This is a genomic window from Flammeovirga sp. AWQ4_249 (assembly GCF_056161045.1).
This window is the reverse complement of record NZ_JBSWYJ010000017.1, coordinates 78,805-105,456: the sequence shown is the minus strand read 5'-3', so window position 1 is coordinate 105,456 and position 26,652 is coordinate 78,805. Positions and strand designations below refer to the sequence as shown.

The window sequence follows — 26,652 nt, the reverse complement described above, 5'->3', positions numbered from 1 at the left end:
CAAAGAAATATTCAAATACAAAAAAAGTCCTCAACAATTAAGCTGAGGACTTTCTTTACCTATATGCGTTACAAATTACTTCACGAAGAATTTGTGTACAGTCTTTTGAGTATAAACTTCACCTGCCTTCAATACAATGTTAGGGAAGTGAGGCTTATTGATTGCGTCTGGATAGTGTTGTGCTTCTAAACAGAAACCTTGGCGTTTGATATGAGGTGTTTGGTTTCTACCCATATCACCTTCTAGCCAGTTACCTGAGTAGAATTGAACACCAGGTTCAGTAGTATATACTGACATAGCACGACCAGTAGTTGCTTCATAAGCTGTACCGATTAAACCAAATTCACCATCCGCTTTGTTGATGATTAGGTTATGATCGTAACCAATACCAATTACTGTTTGCGGATGATCAGCATCGATATCTTGGCCAATTTTCTTCTCTGCTAAGAAATCAAATGGAGTACCTACTACTGAGTGAATTTCACCTGTTGGAACACTATTTTCATCTACTGGAGTGAAGAATTTACAGTTTAATTCTAAATCATGATCATTGATTGTTCCTTCACCTTTAAGGTTGAAATAAGGGTGAGAAGTCAAGTTAATGATTGTCGTTTTATCTGTAGTCGCAGTGTAATCTAAGATTACTTCGTTTTCATCATTTAAAGTGAATTTCACAGTCACTTCTACGTTACCAGGAAGGTTTTCTTCACCGTCCATACAGATATATGATAATACTAAAGCAGAAGCACCTTCTTCAGTAATTTCTTCTTTTACAGACCAAACTTTTTGATCGAAACCTTTAGCTCCACCGTGTAAGAAGTTAGGACCGTTGTTTGTTGCTAATTGGTAATCAACACCCTCTAATGAGAATTGACCTTTACCAATTCTGTTGGCCACTTGACCAGCGATAACACCAAGGTAACAATCGTTCTTTAAATAATCCTCTAAAGAATCTTTACCTAACATTACGTTAGCCATTTCACCATTTTTATCAGCTGTCGTAAAACCTACCATGATTGCACCGTAAGTTGATACTTGAAGCTGAGAACCTTGAGCATTCGTAAGTGTGTAAAGATGTACTTCTTTACCCTCTACTTCTCCCCAAGAGATTTTTTCTAATTGATTTGTCTTAATCATTTCATTCAAAGTTTTTGGTAAATGACATAAATTTTAATCAATGTATGTCATTTACCGAAGTGTATTATTTCTTAAGCTTCGCTTAATTGTCTTTCTTTTAACTGTACTTGCCATTTCCATGCAGAAGAAGTCATGTCATCTAAAGTTTTTTCAGAAGACCAACCTAATTCTTGGTTACCGTAAGTAGTATCAGCATAGATTTTTTCGATATCACCTTCACGACGATCTACAATTTTGTAGTTTAATTTCACACCTGAAGTTTTTTCGAAAGATTGAATTACTTCTAAAACAGTAGATCCAGTACCTGTACCTACGTTGAAGAATTCATAATCTTGTTTTTGCTTGCTTTCTATCATACGGTTTAATGCTACAATATGAGCTTGCGCTAAATCCACTACATGAATGTAATCACGAACACAAGTACCATCTTTTGTATCATAATCAGAACCAAATACGCTTAATTCTTTACGCATACCCACTCCAGTTTGTGTGATGAATGGCATTAAGTTTTGAGGAACACCTAAAGGTAATTCACCAATTAATGCAGACTCATGTGCACCTACAGGATTGAAGTAACGCAATGCAATGGCTTTTACATTCGATTCAGCCTTTACGATATCACGGATGATTTCTTCACCTACTTGTTTAGTATTTCCATATGGAGATAATGCAGCTTGTACAGGCGTTTGCTCAGTTACAGGCAATACATCTGGCTGACCATAAACAGTACATGATGATGAGAATACGAAGTTAGATACATCGTGTTTCACCATTAAGTCTAAAATGTTTAACAACGATTGAAGGTTGTTTCTGTAGTATAAACTTGGCTTATCTACTGATTCACCAACTGCTTTAGAAGCCGCAAAGTGAATAATACCGTCTAATTTTTCAGTTGCAAAAAGTTGATCTAACTGATTGAAATCTAATAAATCAAATTCATAAAATTTAGGTCTTGTACCTGTAATTTTTTCAATACCGTCTAAAGCAGTGATTTCTGAATTTGATAAATTGTCAACGATAACTACGTCGAAACCTTTGTTAATTAATTCAACAGAAGTATGAGATCCAATGTATCCTAAACCTCCAGTTACTAAAATTTTCATTGTTTGTTTATTTTTAAAAAGGGTTAGAAATTAAACTGAAAACAACTTATTCTCTAACCCTGTTATGTCTATGATCTAACCTTAAATCATTTGATTATTTTTGCTCTTCAAGAACAGCACTTTTGTAATGCACTAATGATTGTTCACGAATACGAGCCGCAGCAGTTTCAGCTGTAATGTCTCTTTGTGCATTCGCTAACATTTCATATCCTACCATAAACTTCTTTACAGTTGCTGAGCGAAGTAAAGGAGGGAAGAATGTCATGTGCATGTGCCACTCTGGGTGATCTTCTCCATCAGTTGGTGCTTGGTGAATACCAGCAGAATAAGGGAAAGATACCTCAAAAATATTATCATACTTGATTGTTAATGCTCTGTAAGCATCAGCAAAAGCAGTTCTTTCATCATCTGTAAGATCTGTAATTCTTGCTACAGCTCTTTTAGGGATAATCATTGTTTCAAATGGCCATACTGCCCAGTAAGGAACTAAAGCTACAAAGTGCTCATTTTCATAAACCACTCTTGTTTGCTGCTTAAGTTCTTCAGCAATATAATCTGAAAGTAAAGTGTTACCATATTGCTCGAAATAAGCTTGTTGGTTTTTTTGTTTTCTTTCAGGTGTTTGAGGTAATGACTCTTGAGCCCAAATCTGACCATGCGGGTGAGGGTTAGAACAACCCATCACAGAACCTTTATTTTCAAAAATTTGAACGTGGTTGATATAATCACGAGAACCTAGTTCCTCATATTCTTTAGCCCAAAGATCTACCACTTTACGAATTCCTTCAGTTTCCATTTCTGGGATAGTAAGATCGTGACGTGGAGAGAAACAGATTACTTTACAAAGACCTCTTTCACTTTTCGCTTTAAATAAACCGTTTACTTCATTAACTTCTCCAGAAGGAGCATCTTCTAATAAAGCAGCAAAGTCATTTTGGAAGGCAAATGTATCAGTGTATTCAGGGTTAACCTCACCATTGATACGAGTATTACCAGCACATAAGTAACAAGATGGATCATGCTCTGGTCTTTGCTCTTCTTCAATTTTTTCTACTTGTCCTTGCCAAGGTCTTTTCGCTCTATGCGGAGATACTTGTACCCATTCGTCTGTTAGGGGATTGTATCGTCTATGTGGATGATCTTCGAAATTAAATTCTTCCATCTTCAATTCAATTTTTTGCTTGTCAATTTAATATCAAAACTATGTGTAGAGAAAGTCCCTACACATAGTAAAGAGTTATTTATGCTTCTACAGATTCTTCAACTCTTGCACCGTCACCGATAACAACAACGTAAGCTGAAAGATCTTTACCCATACCTTCTTTGTATGCTTTAGTCATTCTTTCAACGAATGCATCAACTGCATCTTCTTTTACAAGGTTGATTGTACAGCCACCGAAGCCGCCACCCATCATTCTTGCACCAAGAACGCTATCATCCTCTAAAGTTTGCTCCACTAAGAAGTCTAACTCTGGGCATGAAACAGCATATTTCTTAGAAAGACCTTCGTGAGAACCGTAGATCATTTTACCTAAGTTTACTAAATCACCGTTATCCATGTATTCACATGCTTTTGTTAAACGGTCATTTTCTTCTACAACATATGAACATCTGTCATAGATTACTTGATCCATTTTACCTTCAAATTCGTGGATCATTTCTACAGAAACGTCACGTAAGTTGATGATTTCAGGATAAGTTTCTTTGATTACTTCAACACCAGCTTCACATTGCTCACGACGAGTATTGTACTCTGAAGAAGCTAATGAGTGAGTTACGTTTGTATTACATAATACTAGCTTGTGTCCAGTGATATCTAAGTTATGGTACTCATACTCTTTTGTACGACAATCTAACTTGATTACTTTGTTCGCTTGACCGAAAGTAGAAGCAAATTGGTCCATGATACCACACTTCACACCAGCATAGTTATGCTCTGACATTTGAGAAGCAAGTACGATATCAATTTTCGATAACTCACCATCAAATAATTTATTTAAACCTGTCGCTAAAGCACATTCTAAAGCTGCAGAAGAAGACATACCAGCTCCTAGAGGTACATCACCAGCAAATACTACGTCAAAACCTTTTGGCTCTAAACCTTTCTTTGCAGTTTCAGCAACAACACCTTTGATGTAGTTGATCCATCCTTCAGTTGGAACAATGCTGTCTAAGCTGAATGAACCAGACTCTTCTAAGTCTAATGCATAAGCGTTCACATCGTTTGTACCGTTTAACGCAAGTGCGAAAACCATTTCTTTATCGATAGATGCCGGTAACACAAAACCATCATTGTAATCTGTGTGCTCACCGATGATATTTACACGACCTGGAGCTCTTGATACTAGTGGCTCTTTGTTAAATAGTTCTTCGAACTTTGCTACAACTGCTTTAGCGTTCATGTTGTTTTTCTTTTAGTTAAAAAATTCTTGATTCATTTCAATGACCCAAACATGATAGGAAAAAATTTAAAGGGCAAACAAACACTTAATGATTTCTGAAAATAGCGTTACCGGTAACGTTCTCGGAAATTTTATGACGTGTTTTTTTATTCATTTTTTTTATTTTTGTGCATGAATAAAAGGAAACCTACAATTAAGGATATTGCACGTCGATTAGATATTTCTGTATCTACTGTATCACGTGCGATTAGAGGGGCAGAGGACGTAAACCCAAGTACAAGGAAAAAAGTTTTAGAACTTGCTGAGAAAATAGGTTATAAGAAAAGTGTACTTGCAGCGGGCTTGGCAAGTAAAAAATCGTATTTAATAGGCGTCGTGATTCCTGAACTCACAGTTCCTTTTTTTGGAAGGGTAATTCTTGGTATTGAGGAATTCCTTAAACCTTTAGGATATGATCTTATCATAGTCCATAGTGACGAACAAGAACAAAAGGAAAAAGATTGTATTGATATATTACTAGATAGACAGGTAGATGGAATTTTGATTTCATTATCATTTAATACCAAAACAGATGATCACCTCCGTAGGGCAATGGAAGAGGAAGTACCTATTGTTGTATTTGATCGTATTTTACCTAATTCTTTCTTACCCATTCCTAGAGTAATTGTAGATGATTTTGAAGCAGGTTATCAAGCAACCAATCATTTAATTCATAAAGGATATAAAAGAATAGCGTTTATTTCAGGCCCTGAGGATATGTATATTTCTCAACAACGTCTTCAAGGATACAGAACAGCCATGGAAAGAAATGGAATTGGTACTTCTGGAGATTTGATAGTTCCTACTTTAGATCTTAGAAGAAGTGTAGGTAAAGCATTGGATAAATTAATGGTTTTAAAAGAAAAACCTGAAGCTATAATTGCTCTAAATGATCCAATTGCTTTTAGAGTTCTTCGTTTATTGCAAATGAAAGGAATTGAAGTTCCGAAGAAAATTGCCGTGATGGGAATTTCTGGTGATGATATGGGAGAGTTATTTTATCCTTCTCTAACAACGATCAATCAACCTGCTCAAGAAATGGGTTTTGTCGCTGCACAACTATTAATTGATCGTATGAATGCAATGAAAGAGGCTAAGAATCAAGGGAAACCATTTATACCTATGTCTATTCTAAAGAAATTACCGATTTCATTAATTGAGAGAGAAAGCACATAAAATTTAAGATTAAACTAAAATGGTCTAAATCTTGTTTGTCTATTGATACCAAAATTTTATTATTCTCTTTACTACTATGAAAAATACTTTTTTTACTATCATTTTTATTTTCGTATTGACTCATACTGTTTCAGCACAAAAAAAAATAATGGACTTCTATTTTGAAGGAGGTAAAGTCATAACAACAGAAGAGATGATAGATGTGGTATTAGATGGTGAGAACATTCATACAGACCAAGCTGTTCTTACCTATATAAAAAATGAGAATTCAATGCGTTTGGATTTTGTGGATGACAATCTAAAACCTTATTCAGATGAATTAGAAAATTTAGATGCTTATGTAGTCAAAGGCAAAACAGAAATAGTTTGGAGACATAAAAAGGATCAAAAACTAGAAGTTATTGTTTATGAAGATGCAGGCGTTTTATTTTTTAAATGGAAAGGGAAAAAATATAGATTGGATTAATTTATTACTAGAAAACAAATTACTTTAATATACTATAGACATGCAGTTAAAACTTTTATTTATTCTTACACTACTTTTTAATCTATACGAAGCTCCATCTATTAAAGATGTTGAGGAAACTTTACAAAATTCTTCTTCAGATTATTTACCCTACAATGTTGATGTTTTATCTACAGCATTCGGCTCTCAAGATTATGTAAATATTGACGCAAGAGTTGTACACGCAAAAGACAATTATTATGCAATTGAGTTTTTAAATCAAGATTGGAGCATGCAAGTTTTCAATGCTAATGATGATTATATGGGACTTCCTTATTTTAAAAGTAAAATCCGTAAAGACATAATGGATTACATCAAAGATCAGGGAAATACGGTAAGCATTGAAGAGAAAACATATTTAGGTTTGGCTTCATATGTTGTTAAAGTCCAATTAAAAGGATCTTCAGATACAATGATGTCAGATAATTGGATTGAATTTATTCTTTCAAAAGAAGGGTTATTATTAAGATATGAATCACATAGTATTTCAGGAGGATCTGCTGATATCAATAAACAAAGAGAGGTAGTTAGGTTTTACATTCAAGAAAACTAAAATTAACTCTTTTAAAAAAAAGTCATTCTTTTTACCGAGAATGACTTTTTTTTGTGTTAGAAATTATATCCAATACCGTTTTTGATAGTATAATTTAATTTATCAATAGGTACATATGGATTATTTTCATACCAAAGCGTAAAATTATTATTGAAGTATAAGTTTTTAGAGATCTTGAAATTAAGATTCGCTAAAGCACTTATTCTATATTCATCTAATGGAGAATACTTTGATTGGAAGTAGGTCGTAATATTAAAAAAGACCGTCTCAGATATATCAGATCTGAATGTGAAATATAAATTCCAACGAGCAATAGATGGATCTGCTTCTGTGATCACCAAAGTTTCATCTATTTGTTCTTCCCAATACCATTTTTCGTTTTCATAGAAAGTCCCTATGCCAATCGCAAATAATGTATTTTCATTTTCAATAGGAGTGTATCTTAAATTTCCTCCAATCAAAAAACGTTCGTTCATACCTTTTATCTGATCAAATTGCCACTGTGAAAACGCTTCATATGATATTTTTTTATTCTTGAAGAATTCCATACGTCCATGGACAAAACCATTTTGTAATAAATTAAAACCTTCAGAGTTTAGAAATGATAAATCAGATATTAGAACAATATCATTCACCTTACCCACTCGAGCAAAATTTGTCTTTAATCCACCACCTTGTGTTTTTACCTGTTGGTTGATAAGCTGATAATTCACAGCAATATTACCTATCCACTGAATGGAATCACCTTCATCAAGTCGTGATTTTTCAACATTTAAAATCTGGGCATTCAAAAAATTAGATATAATTACACCAAAAAATAAGAGTATAAATCGTACAGAAGTCATTTTATATAGTTTTGATAGCTGGTCAAAAATAAACAAGTATTTATTGATATAAAATCATCAGAATGTATTTTTTTAATAAATTTTATGTAATTAAAAGACTTCTTTTCTTTCAAATTCTGATTTAGGTTTGGTAAAAACTGATTAATTATTAGCCAAAAAGTAAGAATTATCACCAATTTTAGTAAATAAATGTCAAAATGAACGCTCATAATCGGAATATGACAATCTGCAGCTGTTTTTTATAAAATGTAACAATGATACCTGCCGTTACTATTATTGTCTCGAAAATAAAAAGTGAATAAACTTCACAATTTGAGATTGTTGTTGTGTGAATTAAAAAACTTCAAAAACTATAGATCAGAGCATATGAATAATTCTACCCTAATTAATACATTAAATCAGTGGGCTGATATTTTCGATGGAACTCTAAAAGGTGACAAAGTAACTTTTAATAATAGCCATGCTAAAGGTTCAATTAAAGGTTATAAATGCACGGATTATCTTGAAATCTTCAAGTTTGAATTCGACTTATTTACAGATTTTAATTTTGTAACGAAGGCAGAGAATCAAGAAGAAGATTATATCGCTATTATTCTTGGAAACCCATTATCAGGAAAACTTAATCTTAACGAAAAGAACTTACAATCGACTTTTGAATTATCATCACTAGGAGCATTTTTAGTCAACTTTAAATCAGACTTAAGTTGGAGTTTTGATAAGTCAAAATCAAGAAAAATGATTTCTGTTCGTATTAAAAGATCAATGTTTGAGAAATACATCAAAAAATCTGAAACATTAATTGATAAATATGGATTTGATAAGACATTTTATGTTCAAGAGAATTTCACACCAAGAATGATTGAAATTTTCGAACGTTTCTTCAGCATTGAAGAAGATGATATGTTTGCAACAGAGATGTCTGAAGTATATGCAAAATATTTATCTTCTGAGTTTTTCCGTAAGCTAGCAGAAAGAGATGAGGCACAAACTGAACGTAAATATGAATTTAATGTTCAGCCTATCTTAAGAACAAAAGAAATTTTGGAAAATGTTATCGATAAACCAGTGCTTATCGATGATTTAACTAAAGAAGTAGGACTAAGTGAAAGTAGATTAAGAGTACTTTTTAAAGAAGTATTTGGTACTACAATTCATCAATATCATCAAGATGTTAGATTGAATAAATCAAGAGAATTATTATTAAAAAGTAATAAGACGATGTCCATGATTGCCTCTGATCTAGGGTACTCAAGTTCAAGTCATTTCTCAATGGTATTTAAGAAGAGATTTAACATCACACCAAAAGATTTTAAAAGAGATCCACAGTATGCTTTTGCATAATATTTAGTTTATATTCACATTCCATTTTTAGAAAACCTGATACTTTAAGTGTCAGGTTTTTTTTATGAATTAATCTAATAAACCAATAAAAAATAGCACAAATAGGCTGATTTCGCCAAAATTGTCATACTTGTTGCTGATTTTACCCCCTTTTTGATAGAGATGAAAATTTGAAATTGTAAAACATATCAACTATTAATCAGATATGAAATTTTATAAATTGCTTTTGCTACTAAACATCTACTTTATGTTTTTCATCTACAAAATATTTCCTGAGTTATTTAATAGGAACTTTTTTCTTTTTTTAGCGAAATAAATAACACATATTCATTATTGTAGTATTCTAAGAATTTATTATATTCCATTAATCATTGCCAAAATAACACTTTTTTACTTTTTACATTTTATCAACATACATCTAATGATAAAAAGACTATTACTGTTCTATTTTTATTTTTTATCAATAAACATTGCTATATCAGGAACTAAACAAGATACTTATCAATTTCAATATTTTAATGTATCTAATGGCCTTCCTACCAATTATGTATATAAAATCAGCCAAGATCACAATAAGCTTTTCTGGTTTGCTACAAATAGTGGGTTAGTGATTTTTGAAGCAAGAATTTTCAAGTGAAAAGGCCTTCACTAAGATATACAGGCCTTAAAAATGAGAACATTGAAAGGTTGTACATCCAAAATGATAGTACGATTTGGATTGGTACTAAAAGTGGCGTTCAAGTTATGCTTCAAGGTAAGATGGCAGGTGTTATTAAATGATCAAGGTATTTTAAGAAATACCAATTATAAAAGATAAACCTCTAGATTAACTGTCGCACATAGTTTGACGCCTTCTACTCAATTGAATTTTAATGGCTCATTTACACAAGAAAAGGGGCTAAACACATCTCAAGGTGGACAACAAGGAGGAAGTAATGTTGTAGCAGCAGCTACAGCGTGGTCTCCAAATTTATCAGTGTTTGATGCTTCTACTGGAGATTATACTGGTTTCCAAGGATATGGAGCGACTGTATTAAGAAATCCTGTTTATTTATCAGATGAGATCAATAGAAATACAGAGAGTAATACTTTTGCTGGTAATTTATCGCTTTCTCAAAAGATTACTAGGGACTTAACTTTTAAAATATTTGGTGCATTACAGAACAAAGACAACAATAATAATACTTACAAAACATTTATCGATCCGTGGAGAATATGGAATTGAAGAAAATAATAAATTTTTAATGACAGGAGTGAATTATCGTTTTGGAGTTAAAAAATATTAAAGGTAATCAAGTAACATATTATGTTAGTTAACGTACATTTTATCTGACGAATACACTAATAAACAAAGACAAACATTTGCTAAACGATTATGGAAAAAGAAAAAAAAGTAGGTCTTGGTGGCTTAGTGGCCATTGTTTTTGGATCTATGATAGGTGGCGGAATTTTTAATATTCCCCAAAATATGGCTTCTAGCGCTGGATTAGGAGCAGTAATTATCTCTTGGATCATTTCTGGTATCGGAATTTGGTTTCTTGTAGAAGTTTTTAAATCACTTGAAGAAAAACATCCTGAATTGAATTCAGGTATATATGCATACGCACAAAGAGGTTTTGGTAACTTTATAGGTTTCAGTTCAGCTTGGGGGTATTGGATTGCAGCAGTTTTTGGTAATGTTGCATTTGCCGTTTTGTTAAATGATGCATTGGGTATATTTTTCCCAGTATTATTAAATCATGGATGGCAAACCGTAATATTTGGTTCTGTATTAGTCTGGGCAATGACTACTATTGTATGGTTTGGTGTTAACAAAGCGAGTGCATTAAATACTATTTCAACTGTTGCTAAATTTTTAAGTTTAGTTGTCATCTTTTTAATTTTATTTGCTTCATTTGATCTTGATTTATTTACTGAAGATGTCTGGAAATTAGGTCTTGGTGGAATCGGATCTCAGATCAAAAGTACAATGATGGTTACTCTTTGGTGTTTTATAGGTATCGAAGGAGCGGTCGTTGTTTCTGGAAAGGCAAAAAAGAAATCAGATGTAAGTAAAGCAACAATTATAGGTTTTGGTGGAGCATTATTAATGTATTTATTATTATCAGCTCTAGCATTTGGTATCTTGAAACAAGAAGAGCTTCAAGCTTTGTCTTCTCCTTCAACAGGTGGTTTATTACAAGCTGCTGTAGGTGATTGGGGATTATTATTAGTAAATATTGCTGTAATTATTTCTGTTAGTGGAGCATGGTTAGCATGGACTATTCTAGTGGCCGAAACTCCATATAGCGCTGCAAAAGATGGTGTTTTACCTAAAGTGTTTAGTCGAGATAATGAACATGGTTCTCCAGGAATATCTTTATTGGTATCTGGTATTATTGTTCAGTTAGCATTATTTGTCGTTGTAATGGCAAAAGATGTGTATTTAGCTGCTGTAGATATTGCAGGGGTAATGATACTCCCATCATATTTACTAAGTGCTTTATTCTTATTCCAACAAAGTATTAGAAATCACTATTCAACAAAAATTAAAGTCATCAGTGCATTATCATCTTTGTATTGTTTATGGTTGATATATGCAGCAGGTTTAAATTTCCTCTTATTATCTATGTTATTTTATTTAGCAGGATTACCTTTCTATTTAAAAGCAAGAAAAGAACTTGGTGCTGATTTTAAAAATGAAAAAATATTTTTACCCTTTGAAAAAGTTGTATTAGGCTGCTTAGTAGTTTTATCAATTTTTGGAATATATATTCTTGCTTCTGGACAATTTAGTTTCTAATAAGATTGTCAGAGAAAAAATAACCCTTACAAAAGTAGGGGTTATTTTTTTGTATAAATTAATAAATGAACATTCTTTAAAACTTAAAAAATTAAGATTATGTAACGTAATGTTCATAAATTCATTCATTTGGCTTAGTAATATTCAACTTTAACAAAAAATATGTTAAAATTGGAAGAATTTAGAATACAAAAATGATTTCTTTGATTTTTAGTTTTAACTTAGTTAAGTATTAGGACAATAACATAATTTTTTATTATTAAATGCTGGTACTTTTTTATTATCTAACAATTTTATAATGCTGTACACCTCATAAGTTAATTTCTTAACTTATTTTACCCTAACATGTTTACGTACAACTTTCTCCATTTTTAAAGCAAAAATTGGGGGTATAGTTCAAATTGTTTACATCATTGATAATAACTAAAGCTCTTACTTACAAATATTTACTCTAGAAAAGTTACCTTGTTTTTAAGCAAGGTAACTTTATTGTTTATAATCGATTTATGTAAAAAAATAATTTAAATTCATATATCTTTTTACACTGGAAACCATATATATAGAAGTAAAATTAGAATTGAATTTAATGAAAAACATATATATATATTCCGCCTTGCTGTTGGCACTATTTGGCAATTCTTGTAAAAAAGAAGAACAGAAAAACCAAACTTATGTAATCAATGGTGAAATAGTCATTAATAAAGTAGAAATCTTTCCTGAAGAAGAAGTTAAACCATTATTTGACCCTAGAGATGCATTTAAGAATGATATCGTTATTAGCTGTAAAGATGAAAATGATAAAGAACAAACTTTTCATGCTGAACAATTAAGAAAGAAGCCCGAATTTTGGTTTAATGATGTCAATGGTTCTGCGACTGTAACTGATAAAAATATTGAAGTTATAGCTATAGCTTATAATGGTAGAGATGCTGTAAATGGTAAATATCCGTTGGGGCTAAAGCCAGCTAATTTGGATCAAAATAATCCAGAGATTGTCCTAGAGGCTTATAATAAATACATGGGTTATGTGAGTTTAGAAGGAGCAAACCTTGATAAGATAAGCTCTGTAAAAGTTTACCCTAAAGGAAGAGATGATATAGGTGTAGATCTTGTAATGGTTTCCTTAGAAGGTTCAGAGGAAAAATCAATTTCAGGTTTCCTTAACACTATCCACGGGGCAGAGTGGACAATAGTATTTACTTTTGAAGAGGATGATAAACCTGAAATGAGTCAATATGATTTTATGATTGAGCCAAATCAATATGTAGTTTTAGATTTAGAGAAAATTGAAGGAGGTAAATATCAAATATCTCCTCTATAAATAATAAAAAAGGCCTCATTATTTTGAGGCCTTTTCTATTAAAAATAAGTGATTTCATTATGTATTTTTTGAACTAAAATACCGTCATTAAATTCTTTTTTCTCAGTCCAATTGTTATTTACGTCATACACATATTGGAAAGTTTCTGTTCTTTTTAATTTCTCTTCTTGATCAAACCAAATTCTTTGAACCATATTATCATATTCGTCGAATTTATAATGGACTTTTTGGAAACATTTCCCTTCCTTATCATACCAATAAGATTCCTTTAAAAGATCTTTATTATTGTATGTGTAAACTAGTTTGATATTTTGAAATTCAGAGTCTATTTTCTTTTCAGCTATTCGACCTTTTTCATCATAAGTAAATGAATTACTGCGTATTACTTCATTATTATCGCTTAAGCTTTGATATACAATTAATTGATTTTTTTCATTGTATTCATATTTTAAAATTTCATATACTTCATTATCTATATCAATTTCCTTTTCTGAAGTAACGTACCCTGCATCATTGTAAGTATATTCCATTGTAGACAATAGATTACCATTCGAAAAGTATTGTTTTTCGTCTATAGCAAAGCCATTTTTATATTCTGAATTAACATGAATTGAACCATTTTCATAGTAAATTATTTTCCTTTCTTTATACCCTTGTTCATCATAAACAAATTTTTGAATAGAATAAGGTTTATCTTGTTGGTGAGGATAATAACTTTTACTTAAAATTGAGTTTACTTGTCCTTTAAGTCTTTCCTTTTCCCAATCAGGTGTAGTAGATGGAGCGTTACAAGAAGTAAAATTTACTATTAAGGATAGTATTACTAGTTTTAGATTTAGAAGAAATTGATGTCTCATAAAAAAATGGTTTGTTCTTCATCAATATATAAAAATATTATGTAATAAAAAACACCCTACAAACATAAGGTGTTCCTGACTAACTCTCATAAATTGGTAAAAGAGACTTAAATAAATATGGTTTAGCTTTTAGTTAAGCTTGATTTCTTATAACAGGTTAAAGGTACAAATAAGTATCAAAGTCACATTATAATTTCATATTAGAATTGCCAATAATTGTAAACTATGAAGTATATTTTTTTACTATATCTCAAATTCATATTCATTAACGTAACATTGTTACCTTAATGTCGTTTATTTAAGTATATCTATTCAAAATATACTCATACTTAACACTTTCAATATGAAAAAGATATTATCATTGGTACTGTTTATTTTACCATTAAGTATCTCCGTTAATGCTCAAACTGCTCATTCATTGGATTCAATTCCTGAAAATTGGACCACTTCTTTAGACTCTCTTGAAGAAGTAGATTCAATTGCCAATTGGTGGAAAATTTTTGATGATCCTGTTTTAAATGAATTATGTGAAGAAGCAGTTCATAAAAACCTTAATATTAAAATCGCAATTGAACGTATCGAACAAGGACGTTTAGTACAGAGCCAAGCTAAAGCAGGTTTTTACCCACAAGTAGCCTTTGATATTGGAGCGTCATTTTCAAGTGTTGATAATGTAGCAGAAGATGAGGATTATTCAATATTCTATAATGCTGGTATCAAAATGAACTGGGAAATTGATGTTTTTGGTCGTATTTCTAAAGGCGTAGATGCTGCAGAATATTCGTACCAACAAGCAAAAGAAGATAAAAACAGTGTAATGGTAAGTATTCTAAGCGAAGTTTCCTCAGCATATATGAGACTTAGAATGTTTCAAAACCAAGTACTAGTAGCAGAAGAAAATATTGTCGCACAACAAAGAGCATTGGATATTGCAAATGATCGTTTCCAATCAGGTGTCAATAATAAATTAGATGTATTACAAGCTCAAACTTTACTTTACTCTACAAAAGCATCAATTAATACATTACAAGCTCAAGTAATTAGTGAAATTAACCTTATTCAAATTTTCTTAGGCGAATATCCTGAAAATTTACGTCAAGCTTTAATAAATACACAACCCTTACCTGAAATACCTGGTCAATTGCAAACATTAATTCCAGCAGATGTTGTACGTAAAAGACCAGACATTAGATCAGCAGAAAAAGGGATGATGGCTTTGGTTTCAGTTGAAAAACAAAAAAGTGCTGAAATGTTACCTACTTTAGCAATTACAGGTCAAGTAGGATTTAGATCAGCAGAAGCTTCTGAATGGTTTACTTCAGATGGATTAAATTACTTTGTAGGACCAACATTAAGATGGGATATCTTCCAAGGTCTTTACAAGAAAAGAGATAAACAAATTGCAAAAGTTCAAGTACAACAGGCACAATTAACGTATAAGAACACTGTAATAACAGCTTTCAAAGAAATTGAAAACAGTTTATCAAACATTAAAGAATTAAAAGAATCAAAACTTTGGATAACAGAAACTGTTACATCTTCTCAAGAAGCATTTGATCTTTCTATGGAACAGTATCAAGAGGGTATAATTGATTATCAACCTGTATTAAATAGTCAACAAGCTTTACTTTCTTCAGAAAATAGTGAAGTACAAACTAAGGCTAATTTATTGGGTCAAATCATCAATCTATACCAGAGTTTAGGTGGTAATTGGGTAGAAGAAGATTAATTCTTAAACTATTTGAATAGATAAAAGGCTAAAATAGATGTAGATTCTTTTTAGCCTTTTTTGTTGTCTGAAAAACATTGTATTTCAATTTTTTTATTTAAGATAATAATTGTATTATTGCTTTTATTTAGACCAATTCTATATAACAAGCTACAATGGCAAAGAAACGAACAACTCCCTATTGGATGAGAATTATCCATCGCTACTTAGGATTCTTTTTGGCTGGTATAATGGCCGTTTATTCATTCAGTGGTATCATTTTAATTTTTAGAGATACTGATTTCCTAAAACAAGAAAAACTGTACGAGAAAACAGTTCAAGCTGGCTTATCTAAAGAAGAGGTAGGAAAAGCAATTGGTGTAAAAAGGTTGAAAGTCACTACAGTAGAAGGGGATATTTACCATTACAAAGAAGGTACTTATAATGTTGCAACTGGTGAGGCACAGTATACCAAAAAAACACTTCCATACCTTATAGGTAAGATGAATAACATGCACAAAGCTACTTCGGGAGATCCATTATTCTTTTTGAATATATTCTTTGGAGTATCACTCTTTTTCTTTGTGCTCTCTACATTTTGGATGTTTGCACCAGGTACTAATATCTTTAAAAAAGGACTTTATTTTACAGCAGGTGGAGTAATATTAACCTTGTTTGTTTTGTTCTTTGAATAATATACAATTAAGCCTCTATTACAGAGGCTTTTTTTACATTAAAAAAGGAACCCCTATTTAGAGGTTCCCTTAGACATTATATAGATTCGTAAATTAAAATCTATTTCAATATAGTTTCTTTGCCTTCTTGGAAATTGTCTTTTTCCAAACTTGTACGAAGTAAAGAAATATAAATTGTTGCCGGTATAATACATCTTAGCACTGGATCTGCTTTTACTTCTTCTGTATAAGCTTCATCTACTAAGATTTCAAAAGGTAAAGTTGATACACCAGACTTACTTAAACCAACCGTTTTATCTATTAATAACTGTAATAATACTTTTTCTAATTCCGGGGCAGACAAAGAATTATCAAATTCAAAACCCAAAGCATTCATTACTAATGCTATTACTTCATGGTATGAATTTTTCTTATTTCTTAGAAAATCACCAATTTTTGAATTGGAAATCAATTGAAGTTCTTCGCCTATTTTATCACTAAATTTATAATAGTCTCTATCGAAAATTTGTGATTCTAGACTGTGTAATAGATGACCTCTTTTTCTTGGAGAACCGTCTTTCTCAAAGCATAGAATATTAAATAAGATCTCTAATTCTTCATTTGATCGTTCATCTAAAAACCATAAATCTTTGTCTAATATTCTTGTCATCATTCTAGTATTTATTTGTCTAACTACCTTTCTAAACCCCAAAAAATTTAATATGATTTCAAAATTTAATTTTGTTGAGTTTGATTAACGATCACTTACAGTTGTATTTACTAAACATTTGATAAAAGGTAGGATTTATAAGGTATTTGTAGTCTTAGGCAGGATAATTCGACTAACTTTGTAGGATTAAAATAGATAGATATGAATACAAATATTCCTTCATTAGAGGAGATTAAAAATAAATTAGGCTTTAAAGCATTTAATGAAATACAATCTGATGCTTTGGAAGCTGCTAAAACAGAAAATGAAATTGTACTTTTAGCACCAACAGGTTCAGGGAAAACATTAGCCTTTTTATTGCCACTTATTCAAAAGCTAAATTTTGATTTGAAGGAAGTTCAATGTATGATCATTGCACCATCAAGAGAGTTAGCTTTACAAATTGAAAGTGTTTTTAAAAGTATGGGTACTCCTTTCCAAATTAATAGTGCTTACGGTGGTCACTCTTTTAAAATAGAACAACAGAACTTATCAAATCCTCCTCATGTATTAGTAGGGACTCCCGGTCGTTTAGCAGATCATATTGATAAAGAATCATTTGATTTTAGTTGTGTTGAAGCTTTAATTTTAGATGAATTTGATAAAGCTTTAGAATTCGGCTTCCAAAATGATATGGAATTTATCGTAGAGGAATTAAGGTCTTTAAATTATAAAATGCTTACTTCTGCTACAAAGTCTGATGAATTGCCTGATTTTGTCAAGATGCCTTCACCTAAAGTATTTAATTATTTAGGGGATCAATTACCCGCAAAACTACAATTAAAGGAAGTGCATGCTCATGGTGTTGATAAATTATCAGCTCTAATGGACTTGATATGTTATGTTGGAGCAGAACCTACTCTTATTTTCTGTAATCATCGTGCAGCGGTAGATAGGATAGGTGAGTTATTAAAAGAAAGGGGAGTACCTCATGAATTATTTCATGGTGGATTAGATCAAGAACAAAGAGAAAGAGCATTAACGAAGTTTAGAAATGGGTCAGTTCATTTCTTTCTAACGACTGATTTAGCAGCAAGAGGCTTAGATATTCCTGAAATTAAACATGTAATTCATTATCAACTTCCTCCAAAAGAAGATGCTTTTATACACCGTAATGGTAGAACTGCAAGGATGAATAAAGAAGGGGTAACTTATTTGGTACTATCAGAAGAAGATGAAATTCCTGAATACATCGAAAAAGAAGGTGAAGTAATACATCTACCTAAAAGTGGTCAATTACCTGAATTACCAAAATGGGAAACTTTATATATTTCTGCTGGTAAAAAGAATAAGGTTAATAAAATTGATATTGTAGGTTTATTGGCTAAAAAAGGAAAATTAGCCAAGGATGAAATTGGATTAATCGAAGTAAAGGATTTTATGTCTTTTGTCGCTGTTGATAGAAATAAAGCACAACAAGTAGCAGATGTAGTCAATAAAGAAAAAGTAAAGAAGGTGAAAGTCAGAGTTGCAGTTGCTAAATAGTTAATTTAAATAATAAAATACTTTTCTTTTAGGAGATAAACTTGTAGTATTCGGGTTGAAATGTAACTTTTTTAACTACTACTCACTCGAACTATTATGAATGAAACTAGTACACTGCTGTTGGGACTAGCATTAGCTGTCATTATGTTGGGAATGGGACTATCTTTAGTTCCAGAAGATTTTAAACGTATTCTTAAGAAACCTTGGGCTGTATTAATCGGTTTGGTTTTACAGTTGGTTTGTTTGCCACTAATCGCTTTTGGTATTGCTTATTACTTAGCCTTACCATCATTTATTGCTTTAGGTTTAATCATTTTATCGGCATGTCCTGGAGGTCCAACGTCTAATTTGATTACACATTTAGCCAATGGAGATACCGCTTTATCGGTTACTTTAACTGCTGTTAGTAGTTTCGTAACAATTCTTACAATCCCTTTTGTGATCAATTTAGGTTCAGAATTTTTCTTAAGTCAGGATCAATCAATTCTTTTGGATGTTCCTGAAACAATAAAAAAGATTATGATTGTTTCTATCATTCCGATCATTTTAGGAATGAGCATTCGTAAATTCTTACCTAATTTTGCAGAGAAAATGGCTAAACCTACTAGGATAGCTTCAGCTGTCATCTTGGTTGTCATGATTGTCGGAATCGTTGTGAAAGAAAGAGATAATGTAATTGCGTACTTCTCTCAAGCAGGAATTGCTACGCTTTTACTAAATGTATGTACAATGAGTCTTGGTTTTGTCGTAGCAAAATTGGCTAGACTAAAAACACCACAAGCTACTTCTATTGCCATTGAAACTGGTATCCAAAATGGTACTATGGCTATTACAATTGCAATAGGTATTATGGGTAGAGTCGATCTATCTATAGCTGCTGGAGTATATTCATTAATTATGTTCTTTACTTCGGGTGCTGTGATCTTCTTATTTTCTAGAAAAAATGTAAAAGAAAAAGATTTACAAGTTTTAAAAACAAAGTAAGTCTTTTAACATCTCATAATTATAACCTCTTGGAATTTACTTCAAGAGGTTATTTTTTTATCTTTCGTAAAAATTTAGGATTATGAGTAAGAGAAGAGAAGCAAGAGAAGAAGAATTGGTTCTAGTAAAACATCTAATTTCACTTGGTGGTGATAATAATGAAACATTTGAGATTCCAACATTGGTCGAAGAATATGGAGACGTCAATATGGGGAGTATAAATTTTACTTCACCGGAAAAGGCACCATATAAAAAAGATCACGTACAGGTTTTGTATAAAGATAGTGATGGTGTACCAATGGTTATTAGTCTTACTATAAATGAGAATAACGAACTATTAGATATGGATTTTTGGAAAAAAGACTTTTCTCCATTGAAAACGTACCCTACACCTGAAACGGTTGTAATTTTTAATAATAATGGAATGATTTAAATATATAATCCACAGTTAAAGAGGTAGATAGAAGATATTATTCAATTAATATACTTTAATCTACCTCTTTTTTGCGTCTTTTTTAAAGTATATTCGTCTATAGTGGAAAAGACAAAGGCAAATGGAGACACAACAAATTTGGAATGCTTTTCATCAAGAACTTCATGGTTTTATCAGATCAAAAGTGAATGAAAAGGATGTAGTAGATGATATCTTACAGGATGTATTTATTAAAATACATGAAAAGAAAGATACGCTTAAGAATGAGAAAGTTTTAGGGAGTTGGATTTATCAGATTACAAGAAATGCTATCATAGATTTTTATCGTAAAAGAAAACAAGATGTTTCTATTGATTTAGCAAAAAGTGATTTACCAGACGAATATGATGACACAGAAGAAAATCTTCAAGCTTGTGAAGCCTGTGTCAAACCTTTTATATTACAATTACCAGAAAAATATCAAGATATTTTGATGAAAGTCACTTATAATAAAGTGTCTCAAAAAGATTATGCATTAACAAATAAACTTTCCTACTCAACAGTTAAATCTAGAATACAAAGAGGAAGGGAACAATTAAAATATTCTTTTGAAACTTGTTGTACTCAAATTGATGATGGATTTGGAAATATTTCTTTTGATTGTAAATCAGGTAATTGTCACTAAAAATACTATTTAAATTTTGCGTCTTTTTTTCAACACTCCGTCTATAGGGGTGAAAATGATTTAAACCACTAATAATAAAGTTATCATGAGTGAGAAAGAAGTAAAATGTTGTGAAAATAATCAGTGCAACTGTAATTGCGATTGCTGTACATGTACGTGTGATGAAAATGGAAAATGTGTTTGTACTACAAAAGATGGTAAAGAATGTAACTGTGATTGCAAATGCGAAGAGGGGAAATGCACCTGCGAATGTACTAAAGAAACAGTAGATTCTTGTGCTTGTAAGCCTAAAGCTACTCCATTGAATAAAATTGATATAGATAGCAGTCAAATTTCAGGATGTTGCCCTCCTAATTATTGCTAGTAGTAATAAAATTTAAACACTTAGAATTCGTAGTTCTAGGTGTTTATTTTTTTTTATACTTATTCTTAAATTCTTTTGGAGTACTATTAAATTTCTTTTTAAAAGCAGTTGTAAAATGGCTAGAGCTAGAAAATCCTAATTCAGTGGCGATCATAAAATTCGCTTTCTCATTTTCTAATAATAACTGCTTTGCTACATCTAGTTTTAAATCTAAGATATATTGATGTATAGTGACACCAAAAATTTGTTTAAAAAGCGATCTTAATCGGCTGCTACTCATACCCACTTCTTTACAAATATCATCAATTGAATAATTTGAAGTTGGATTGTCTCTCAATATATTTCTTGCTTTGATCACGGGCTTAGCGTGCATTGGATATTTATTTTCTTCACCACTAATCTGTCTTTTAGCGATAATAGAAAAAAACAAAGCCGCGATGTGCACTCCAATAGAATGAACTAATTCTTCAATATAATCGTATTCATCATCAATATTGATAAATCGCATATAGACACTACTCATTGAGGCACTAAATTCTTCATAAACATAGAATGGCTTATCCTTTGGGAAAAGAATTTTAAGCTTCTCATTCTTATTGACATATTGATAAAAATAATCGTCCTTCAAACGAATAATCATCAGATTTGCATCTCTATTTTTACTGATTTTCACAAATAAATTATTTTCATCATTTGTTGTAAATGCTGCTCCTGAAGTAAACGTAATATTATCTTCCACATAAGAATCTATGCCTACTTCTTTTTTATTAAATGGCTCACCTATGAAAATGGGTAAATAACTTCTATCCGTATCAAATTCATTTCCTATAATTTCCAAGTCATTTTTTAAATTGACTCTCATTCTTATCACTTGTACAGATGGAAAATGACTATGAAAATCTACAGTGCCTTTTCCGATTTCATTATCAAATGTAAGTGTATTACCTTCAATTTTTCCGCTAAAGAATTTATTCCAATTACTTAAAACTTTTAAAGCTATTTCCATGAGTATTTTTAAAAATGAAAAAGACCTGTAATTTTTTACATTACAGGCCAATAGAATATTTTCTATGAAGATTTATTATTTATCATCTCCACCGCCGATATATAAACCAGCTGTAATACCTAAAGTAGATAAATGACGGTCGCTACTTAAATTCATAGCTTCCCATTCTAACTTAAGTTCAAGTCTTTCTGCTAAGATTATACCAGCACCAACACCCCATAAGAAGTCAGTACTTTTTTCATCTTCATATCCTCCTGAATTTTCAGATTTAGACCAAAAAGCACCAGCTTTTGCATAACCGAAGATTGGTCCAATTTGAATCTTACCTCTTAAGGCAACATCCCAACCTGTTATTTTAGACTCAATGGTATTTGCACCATCTTTACCTTTGATATTACCGAGTGAACGATAACCACCTTCGATACTTAAAAATTTCTTTCCAATACCGGCATAGACTTTCCATGCAAGAGCATTATCGCTAAGTTCTACGTCATCAGTAGCATTCTTTAGATTGATGTCTGCGAATGTATTACCTACACCGCCACCAATTCTAAACGATTGGGCTTGAGCTTCAAAATTAGATGAAAAAACAAAAAATGAGATTAATAAAATTGGTAATAGTAACTTTTTCATAACTAAAAATTAACTAGTTAATAAACATTGTATCAGCAAGTTATGAATATTCTATAGGGTTACATCAAATACATACTTATAGTACTAATTGTTCTTTCAAAAATTTAATTAAATTCGATAAAGAAAGATTTTACACATGTCATATAACATAATGCACATGGATATATATCGTAAAAAAAGGTAACATAAATGTTACCTTTATTATTATTGTTGATTTAATATTTTTTCAAAATCTTCCATAAAAGCTGAAAGTACAAATGGATCAAGATTTGAATGATCAAATGTTATTGACAATGGAATAAGAGAATCATCACCTTGCTGATATCGTTTTCCAAAATAGAAGTAAGGTCTAGCAGAATCTAATGCAGACGCATGTAATTGAAAACTGGTAAACTGTAAATTTGGAAGATTACCAATAAAATGTGCTGAAGCCCAAACTAAAACAGGAAGAGGAGCGAAGTCAGCATCTCTATTGAATGCTTTATCGACATGTGCTCTATAGTTTTTGAAAAATGTAGCTATATCAGATTTAGCAGGATCTTCTACCATTATTTCCGTAAAACGTGTTGCTCCACCAACAGCGATAGGAGAGAATACGGGTAGATTATCAAAGATATACCATTCATCTTCTATTTTTCTATATCTAAAATAGGGATGTTTTTTCATCGCTTCTACAAGTACCCACATCAAATAGGCTGTAAAAGATGCTCCTTCTAAATGCTTAAGATTTCCTTGATAATATTGAAGTCCCTTCGTTATATTTACCTGAAGGGTCATTTGTAAATTTGGTTCCCTTACAATATCTTTTTGGTGAAAGAAATCAAGTGACCATTGTTCATAAGAACTCACTTCATCCATATTAATTTTTTTACCACCAAAACGCTTTAGTAATTCTGCTTTTTCCATTTATTAAAAATTTAGGTTGTAAATATCTCAAAAAAACATCAAACTTTTACTTCCATAAATTCTTAAAATGTAAATAAATACAAAAAGCTATATCATATAATATGATATAGCTTTTAATTTATATACACTATTGTTTTAAACTATTCTCCTGTGTAGACATGTGTCTGTGGAACTTCATGTAATGGATTACTATTTTGACCTAATCCAAAATGAATACCTGCTAAAATTACAGTTAATGTTCCAACGATAACGACAGCTGATTTGAATATATCTAAAATATCTTTCATGACGATTGTTTTAATATTTTTATAGTAAAAGACTAGTTTATCTTTTTTAACAGACGCCATCATTTAATTTAAGTTGAGATCATTTCAATCTGTTAACACATTAATTATTTTCAAATGTCAATTTCTTAGAAAATGCAGTACCATTAGAAGAAATTCCTTCTACTTCTAGTTGATATTCAGTGTTTTTATCATCTGTGTAAAATGATAATTTAGCATTTCCTGAAGCATCAAAAGTTACATTTGGTTCCCATAATAATGTAATTCTATGATCAGGTTTAGCATGTTCATCTTTAGCAACATCATATTTTGGTTGATAAAATTCACGGCTAGTATAGAAGCCAGGAGATTTAATATTGTCAATTCCTTTTACAATATAAGAACCGCCACCACCTTGCTGAGTATAAATAGCAATTACACCGTTGGTAGAATTTGGCAAGTACATACTTCCTTCTGACATATCTAAAACATCAATAAAACCAACTTGAGACATTTGCATCGACTGTAGAATTGTCATGTCAACTTGGAAACCATCAAGGATTACAGGAAGTTCATCTGGATCAGATACAATGTCATTTCCTTCTTCATCAACACTTACTGTACCATTAATATTGCCAGATCGTCTTAGGATTTGAGCTGTTCTAAACTCTTGTTGAAGAAATTGCCATACAGTCATACCTTGAGCATATCCTAAAGAATCAGGGACAAATCGAGCTCTATAATTAGAATGAACTTTTGAAGAATGTTGGAACTGTTCAGGTTCTTCAGCAGCTTCAGTGATTTCAATTTCGTCTAAGATGATCGTTTTTGTATTAAAAGCTCTATCAATTTTCTCTATTTTTAAGATTTCTTTCTCAAAATCAGCGAGTGAATTCGCATTTGGTGTATTGATTTTTTCATCCGCTAGTGGAGAAATCATTGGTGGTTCTAATTCAAATAATGAGATCTTTACAGAATTATTATTCGTCACCTTTTTACGTCTATCATTGTATTTCTTTGCCTGGAAAAAGAAGTTTGTAGTATCAAAAAATACCATTCCTGTAAAAGTGAATGATCCTTTATCATCCGTTAAAGTAGATTCATGAATTAAATTATTATCGAAAGAAGTCATTGAGATTTCAGACTTTAATAATTTATCTTCGTTCCAGAAGTTACTTGTCTTACCTCTGATAGAAATACCTGGTTCAGGAATAAAATTAATATCAAGACTATCCGTAGCTTCTTTTATCCAATCAATTTTTCGATAGCCTTGCGTTAACATAAGTTCATCAAGTGCAAATTTCTTTTTTGTAGAAAAATCTTCAAAGTACCAAGTAGGGTTTTCGATATGACCTTTTAATTCATCAGATAAAATAAGTTCTGTAATAATATTATTTTTCTTTTGATTTAAGTCAACAAGTTTCTTATCTACAATAGCCACTGATGCATCGCCTGTAAGAGGATTACCTTCTGTATCTTTTAAATTAATATTTAATTCAACACGCTCTCTTTTCTTATATGTATCCTTGTCTAAACTTATATCGATATTTTGTGGTGTATAATTAAAAACAACTCTCTCAACAATTGGATTAAGTTCTTTATTCAATAAAGTCAACTTTATGATACCATTTGAAACTTTATCCAACGGCATTTTAATCGGAATTAACTTTGCATTAGGAGGACAGTTCCATGAATAAATTACTTTATTATTCGAAGAAGCAATTAAATGACCACCATTTTTTAATGCATCATCCGTTGAAATAATCTTTATGTAAAGTTTTTTATTATTAATGACGAATAATGTTGTGCCTTTTTCTTTTAACTGAGGTAGAGCATACTTCTCAGGTTTAGAATAGACAGTATCTCTATCAAGAATAGCATAGTATGTGTCCCCAACAACACCATTGATAAATGTACTACCCATCCCTAAATGATTTCCTTTTACATCAGAAATATGATTGCCATTTTGGTTAAATACTTTTGCAGTAAATTCTTCACCGAAGCCACTTTGATTAACAAGTTTAACACCAAATTTAGTAGAAACACCACTTATAAATTGGCCACTTTCCGGGAAAAACTGCAGATCATATTTTTGACGACGGTTACTCACCTGATCATTTGTATCAGTATTATTTTCACCTGATAAAATAGGTTGATCTTGTCTTAAAGAATCTGGATTGATTTGATAAACATTGATTTCTTGACTAAAGAATGTACTATCGCCAAAATTTCTCATCCAGTTTGTATAGGCTCTTAAGCGGTAGCGTCCTTCTTCTAATTTGGTACTTAATTTAAAATCTCCATTACTGTATTCATCTACAGCATAAATTTTTCTTTTGTCAATAATTTCTCCATTTGGATCAATTAATTCAACATTGACACCTTTACTCCATTTTGTAGGTAGGAGAGTATATTTTTTTCTTAAATATACCTTAAACCATAAATTTTCACCAGCGATATAATAAGGTTTATCTGTATGCACATAAATGGCATCATTTCTTTTGATCTCATTATTATCATTGATAGTCTTTATTAGTTGATCGATAGAGGTAATATTGTCCCAGCTAAATAAAAATAGACAAGACAAGATTAGGGTTAATCCCCCAAGTAGTCGATAGTTTTTCACTTGTATAGAGTTTGTTAAGTCTTCTAATTGGATATTTCACACAAAATATAGCATTCTTATTGTGAATCAAATAATATTGTCCATTAAGTCAAAAAAAGGCTACCCTAAATCAATAATTAAGGTAACCTTTATGAAA

26 protein-coding genes are annotated in these 26,652 nt (G+C 31.3%); 14 read left to right on the top strand and 12 right to left on the bottom strand.

Features of this window, described 5'->3' with window-relative positions; translation table 11 throughout:
- Nucleotides 1–75: 75 nt before the first annotated feature.
- The 4 genes from ACXAHM_RS14145 to galK all read right to left on the bottom strand — a co-directional run bounded on the left by ACXAHM_RS14145 (nt 76) and on the right by galK (nt 4,642).
- Complete coding sequence (locus ACXAHM_RS14145; RefSeq protein WP_474961101.1) at nt 76–1,137, bottom strand: aldose epimerase family protein; 1,062 nt, start codon at nt 1,135–1,137, stop codon at nt 76–78.
- 71 nt (nt 1,138–1,208) lie between these two features.
- The gene (galE, locus tag ACXAHM_RS14140; protein ID WP_474961100.1) at nt 1,209–2,240 is read right to left on the bottom strand and encodes a UDP-glucose 4-epimerase GalE; all 1,032 of its coding nucleotides are present in this window, start codon (nt 2,238–2,240) and stop codon (nt 1,209–1,211) included.
- Between the two features lie 94 nt (nt 2,241–2,334).
- Nucleotides 2,335–3,402, bottom strand: a complete 1,068-nt coding sequence (locus ACXAHM_RS14135) for a UDP-glucose--hexose-1-phosphate uridylyltransferase (protein WP_474961099.1) — start codon at nt 3,400–3,402, stop codon at nt 2,335–2,337.
- A gap of 79 nt (nt 3,403–3,481) precedes the next feature.
- Nucleotides 3,482–4,642 carry a galactokinase gene (galK, locus tag ACXAHM_RS14130; RefSeq protein WP_474961098.1) on the bottom strand — a complete coding sequence of 387 codons (1,161 nt, stop codon included), beginning with the start codon at nt 4,640–4,642 and terminating at the stop codon, nt 3,482–3,484.
- 171 nt (nt 4,643–4,813) lie between these two features.
- On the opposite strand from galK, the gene ACXAHM_RS14125 reads away from it, so the two are divergent.
- The 3 genes from ACXAHM_RS14125 to ACXAHM_RS14115 all read left to right on the top strand — a co-directional run bounded on the left by ACXAHM_RS14125 (nt 4,814) and on the right by ACXAHM_RS14115 (nt 6,915).
- Nucleotides 4,814–5,857, top strand: coding sequence for a LacI family DNA-binding transcriptional regulator (locus ACXAHM_RS14125; protein ID WP_474961097.1), 1,044 nt, complete (start codon nt 4,814–4,816; stop codon nt 5,855–5,857).
- Nucleotides 5,858–5,933: 76 nt separating this feature from the next.
- Nucleotides 5,934–6,323, top strand: a complete 390-nt coding sequence (locus ACXAHM_RS14120) for a hypothetical protein (protein ID WP_474961096.1) — start codon at nt 5,934–5,936, stop codon at nt 6,321–6,323.
- 40 nt (nt 6,324–6,363) lie between these two features.
- A complete protein-coding gene (locus ACXAHM_RS14115; protein ID WP_474961095.1) occupies nt 6,364–6,915 on the top strand; it encodes a hypothetical protein in 552 nt (183 codons plus the stop codon).
- Between the two features lie 56 nt (nt 6,916–6,971).
- On the opposite strand, the gene ACXAHM_RS14110 is transcribed toward ACXAHM_RS14115, so the two are convergent.
- On the bottom strand, nt 6,972–7,760 hold the full coding sequence (locus tag ACXAHM_RS14110) for a DUF481 domain-containing protein (protein ID WP_474961094.1): 789 nt from the start codon (nt 7,758–7,760) through the stop codon (nt 6,972–6,974).
- Nucleotides 7,761–8,126: 366 nt separating this feature from the next.
- Here ACXAHM_RS14110 and ACXAHM_RS14105 point away from each other — a divergent pair, with 366 nt between their 5' ends.
- From ACXAHM_RS14105 to ACXAHM_RS14090, 4 genes are all read left to right on the top strand, one after another.
- Nucleotides 8,127–9,101 (top strand): helix-turn-helix domain-containing protein, encoded by a 975-nt coding sequence (locus ACXAHM_RS14105; protein ID WP_474961093.1) that lies wholly within the window; start codon nt 8,127–8,129, stop codon nt 9,099–9,101.
- A gap of 844 nt (nt 9,102–9,945) precedes the next feature.
- Nucleotides 9,946–10,326 carry a hypothetical protein gene (locus tag ACXAHM_RS14100; protein ID WP_474961092.1) on the top strand — a complete coding sequence of 127 codons (381 nt, stop codon included), beginning with the start codon at nt 9,946–9,948 and terminating at the stop codon, nt 10,324–10,326.
- Nucleotides 10,327–10,476: 150 nt separating this feature from the next.
- Nucleotides 10,477–11,883: a basic amino acid/polyamine antiporter gene (locus ACXAHM_RS14095; RefSeq protein WP_474961091.1), complete on the top strand. Its 1,407-nt coding sequence runs from the start codon at nt 10,477–10,479 to the stop codon at nt 11,881–11,883.
- A gap of 586 nt (nt 11,884–12,469) precedes the next feature.
- Nucleotides 12,470–13,204, top strand: a complete 735-nt coding sequence (locus ACXAHM_RS14090) for a hypothetical protein (protein ID WP_474961090.1) — start codon at nt 12,470–12,472, stop codon at nt 13,202–13,204.
- Nucleotides 13,205–13,242: 38 nt separating this feature from the next.
- On the opposite strand, the gene ACXAHM_RS14085 is transcribed toward ACXAHM_RS14090, so the two are convergent.
- Nucleotides 13,243–14,061: a hypothetical protein gene (locus tag ACXAHM_RS14085; protein WP_474961089.1), complete on the bottom strand. Its 819-nt coding sequence runs from the start codon at nt 14,059–14,061 to the stop codon at nt 13,243–13,245.
- Nucleotides 14,062–14,404: 343 nt separating this feature from the next.
- On the opposite strand from ACXAHM_RS14085, the gene ACXAHM_RS14080 reads away from it, so the two are divergent.
- Complete coding sequence (locus ACXAHM_RS14080) at nt 14,405–15,790, top strand: TolC family protein (protein WP_474961088.1); 1,386 nt, start codon at nt 14,405–14,407, stop codon at nt 15,788–15,790.
- A 155-nt stretch (nt 15,791–15,945) separates the two neighbouring features.
- Complete coding sequence (locus tag ACXAHM_RS14075; protein WP_474961087.1) at nt 15,946–16,464, top strand: hypothetical protein; 519 nt, start codon at nt 15,946–15,948, stop codon at nt 16,462–16,464.
- 100 nt (nt 16,465–16,564) lie between these two features.
- Here the strand turns inward: ACXAHM_RS14075 and ACXAHM_RS14070 are convergent, their stop codons facing one another.
- Nucleotides 16,565–17,116 (bottom strand): DUF3944 domain-containing protein, encoded by a 552-nt coding sequence (locus tag ACXAHM_RS14070; RefSeq protein ID WP_474961086.1) that lies wholly within the window; start codon nt 17,114–17,116, stop codon nt 16,565–16,567.
- Nucleotides 17,117–17,314: 198 nt separating this feature from the next.
- On the opposite strand from ACXAHM_RS14070, the gene ACXAHM_RS14065 reads away from it, so the two are divergent.
- The 5 genes from ACXAHM_RS14065 to ACXAHM_RS14045 all read left to right on the top strand — a co-directional run bounded on the left by ACXAHM_RS14065 (nt 17,315) and on the right by ACXAHM_RS14045 (nt 20,987).
- A complete protein-coding gene (locus tag ACXAHM_RS14065) occupies nt 17,315–18,637 on the top strand; it encodes a DEAD/DEAH box helicase (protein ID WP_474961085.1) in 1,323 nt (440 codons plus the stop codon).
- A gap of 96 nt (nt 18,638–18,733) precedes the next feature.
- A complete protein-coding gene (locus tag ACXAHM_RS14060; protein WP_474961084.1) occupies nt 18,734–19,621 on the top strand; it encodes a bile acid:sodium symporter family protein in 888 nt (295 codons plus the stop codon).
- A gap of 82 nt (nt 19,622–19,703) precedes the next feature.
- Nucleotides 19,704–20,054, top strand: a complete 351-nt coding sequence (locus ACXAHM_RS14055; RefSeq protein ID WP_474961083.1) for a DUF6984 family protein — start codon at nt 19,704–19,706, stop codon at nt 20,052–20,054.
- Between the two features lie 121 nt (nt 20,055–20,175).
- Nucleotides 20,176–20,718: a sigma-70 family RNA polymerase sigma factor gene (locus ACXAHM_RS14050; RefSeq protein ID WP_474961082.1), complete on the top strand. Its 543-nt coding sequence runs from the start codon at nt 20,176–20,178 to the stop codon at nt 20,716–20,718.
- 110 nt (nt 20,719–20,828) lie between these two features.
- On the top strand, nt 20,829–20,987 hold the full coding sequence (locus ACXAHM_RS14045; protein WP_474961081.1) for a hypothetical protein: 159 nt from the start codon (nt 20,829–20,831) through the stop codon (nt 20,985–20,987).
- 138 nt (nt 20,988–21,125) lie between these two features.
- On the opposite strand, the gene ACXAHM_RS14040 is transcribed toward ACXAHM_RS14045, so the two are convergent.
- The 5 genes from ACXAHM_RS14040 to ACXAHM_RS14020 all read right to left on the bottom strand — a co-directional run bounded on the left by ACXAHM_RS14040 (nt 21,126) and on the right by ACXAHM_RS14020 (nt 26,516).
- A complete protein-coding gene (locus tag ACXAHM_RS14040; RefSeq protein ID WP_474961080.1) occupies nt 21,126–22,088 on the bottom strand; it encodes an AraC family transcriptional regulator in 963 nt (320 codons plus the stop codon).
- Nucleotides 22,089–22,163: 75 nt separating this feature from the next.
- On the bottom strand, nt 22,164–22,721 hold the full coding sequence (locus ACXAHM_RS14035; protein WP_474961079.1) for an outer membrane beta-barrel protein: 558 nt from the start codon (nt 22,719–22,721) through the stop codon (nt 22,164–22,166).
- Nucleotides 22,722–22,925: 204 nt separating this feature from the next.
- On the bottom strand, nt 22,926–23,627 hold the full coding sequence (locus tag ACXAHM_RS14030) for a CatA-like O-acetyltransferase (protein WP_474961078.1): 702 nt from the start codon (nt 23,625–23,627) through the stop codon (nt 22,926–22,928).
- A 140-nt stretch (nt 23,628–23,767) separates the two neighbouring features.
- Nucleotides 23,768–23,914 carry a hypothetical protein gene (locus tag ACXAHM_RS14025; RefSeq protein WP_474961077.1) on the bottom strand — a complete coding sequence of 49 codons (147 nt, stop codon included), beginning with the start codon at nt 23,912–23,914 and terminating at the stop codon, nt 23,768–23,770.
- A 100-nt stretch (nt 23,915–24,014) separates the two neighbouring features.
- Nucleotides 24,015–26,516: a hypothetical protein gene (locus ACXAHM_RS14020; RefSeq protein WP_474961076.1), complete on the bottom strand. Its 2,502-nt coding sequence runs from the start codon at nt 26,514–26,516 to the stop codon at nt 24,015–24,017.
- Between the last annotated feature and the right edge of the window lie 136 nt (nt 26,517–26,652).

Bases quoted from the DNA above. Each gene is read 5' to 3' on its own strand.
- ACXAHM_RS14135 (WP_474961099.1), bottom strand. From the start codon at position 3,402: ATGGAAGAATTTAATTTCGAAGATCATCCACATAGACGATACAATCCC.
- ACXAHM_RS14075 (WP_474961087.1), top strand. From the start codon at position 15,946: ATGGCAAAGAAACGAACAACTCCCTATTGGATGAGAATTATCCATCGC.
- ACXAHM_RS14025 (WP_474961077.1), bottom strand. From the start codon at position 23,914: ATGAAAGATATTTTAGATATATTCAAATCAGCTGTCGTTATCGTTGGA.
- ACXAHM_RS14040 (WP_474961080.1), bottom strand. From the start codon at position 22,088: ATGGAAATAGCTTTAAAAGTTTTAAGTAATTGGAATAAATTCTTTAGC.
- ACXAHM_RS14085 (WP_474961089.1), bottom strand. From the start codon at position 14,061: ATGAGACATCAATTTCTTCTAAATCTAAAACTAGTAATACTATCCTTA.
- ACXAHM_RS14110 (WP_474961094.1), bottom strand. From the start codon at position 7,760: ATGACTTCTGTACGATTTATACTCTTATTTTTTGGTGTAATTATATCT.
- ACXAHM_RS14065 (WP_474961085.1), top strand. From the start codon at position 17,315: ATGAATACAAATATTCCTTCATTAGAGGAGATTAAAAATAAATTAGGC.
- ACXAHM_RS14105 (WP_474961093.1), top strand. From the start codon at position 8,127: ATGAATAATTCTACCCTAATTAATACATTAAATCAGTGGGCTGATATT.
- ACXAHM_RS14080 (WP_474961088.1), top strand. From the start codon at position 14,405: ATGAAAAAGATATTATCATTGGTACTGTTTATTTTACCATTAAGTATC.
- ACXAHM_RS14125 (WP_474961097.1), top strand. From the start codon at position 4,814: ATGAATAAAAGGAAACCTACAATTAAGGATATTGCACGTCGATTAGAT.
- ACXAHM_RS14090 (WP_474961090.1), top strand. From the start codon at position 12,470: ATGAAAAACATATATATATATTCCGCCTTGCTGTTGGCACTATTTGGC.
- ACXAHM_RS14055 (WP_474961083.1), top strand. From the start codon at position 19,704: ATGAGTAAGAGAAGAGAAGCAAGAGAAGAAGAATTGGTTCTAGTAAAA.
- ACXAHM_RS14035 (WP_474961079.1), bottom strand. From the start codon at position 22,721: ATGAAAAAGTTACTATTACCAATTTTATTAATCTCATTTTTTGTTTTT.
- ACXAHM_RS14120 (WP_474961096.1), top strand. From the start codon at position 5,934: ATGAAAAATACTTTTTTTACTATCATTTTTATTTTCGTATTGACTCAT.
- ACXAHM_RS14030 (WP_474961078.1), bottom strand. From the start codon at position 23,627: ATGGAAAAAGCAGAATTACTAAAGCGTTTTGGTGGTAAAAAAATTAAT.
- ACXAHM_RS14060 (WP_474961084.1), top strand. From the start codon at position 18,734: ATGAATGAAACTAGTACACTGCTGTTGGGACTAGCATTAGCTGTCATT.
- ACXAHM_RS14050 (WP_474961082.1), top strand. From the start codon at position 20,176: ATGGAGACACAACAAATTTGGAATGCTTTTCATCAAGAACTTCATGGT.
- ACXAHM_RS14095 (WP_474961091.1), top strand. From the start codon at position 10,477: ATGGAAAAAGAAAAAAAAGTAGGTCTTGGTGGCTTAGTGGCCATTGTT.
- galK (WP_474961098.1), bottom strand. From the start codon at position 4,642: ATGAACGCTAAAGCAGTTGTAGCAAAGTTCGAAGAACTATTTAACAAA.
- ACXAHM_RS14115 (WP_474961095.1), top strand. From the start codon at position 6,364: ATGCAGTTAAAACTTTTATTTATTCTTACACTACTTTTTAATCTATAC.
- ACXAHM_RS14070 (WP_474961086.1), bottom strand. From the start codon at position 17,116: ATGATGACAAGAATATTAGACAAAGATTTATGGTTTTTAGATGAACGA.
- galE (WP_474961100.1), bottom strand. From the start codon at position 2,240: ATGAAAATTTTAGTAACTGGAGGTTTAGGATACATTGGATCTCATACT.
- ACXAHM_RS14145 (WP_474961101.1), bottom strand. From the start codon at position 1,137: ATGATTAAGACAAATCAATTAGAAAAAATCTCTTGGGGAGAAGTAGAG.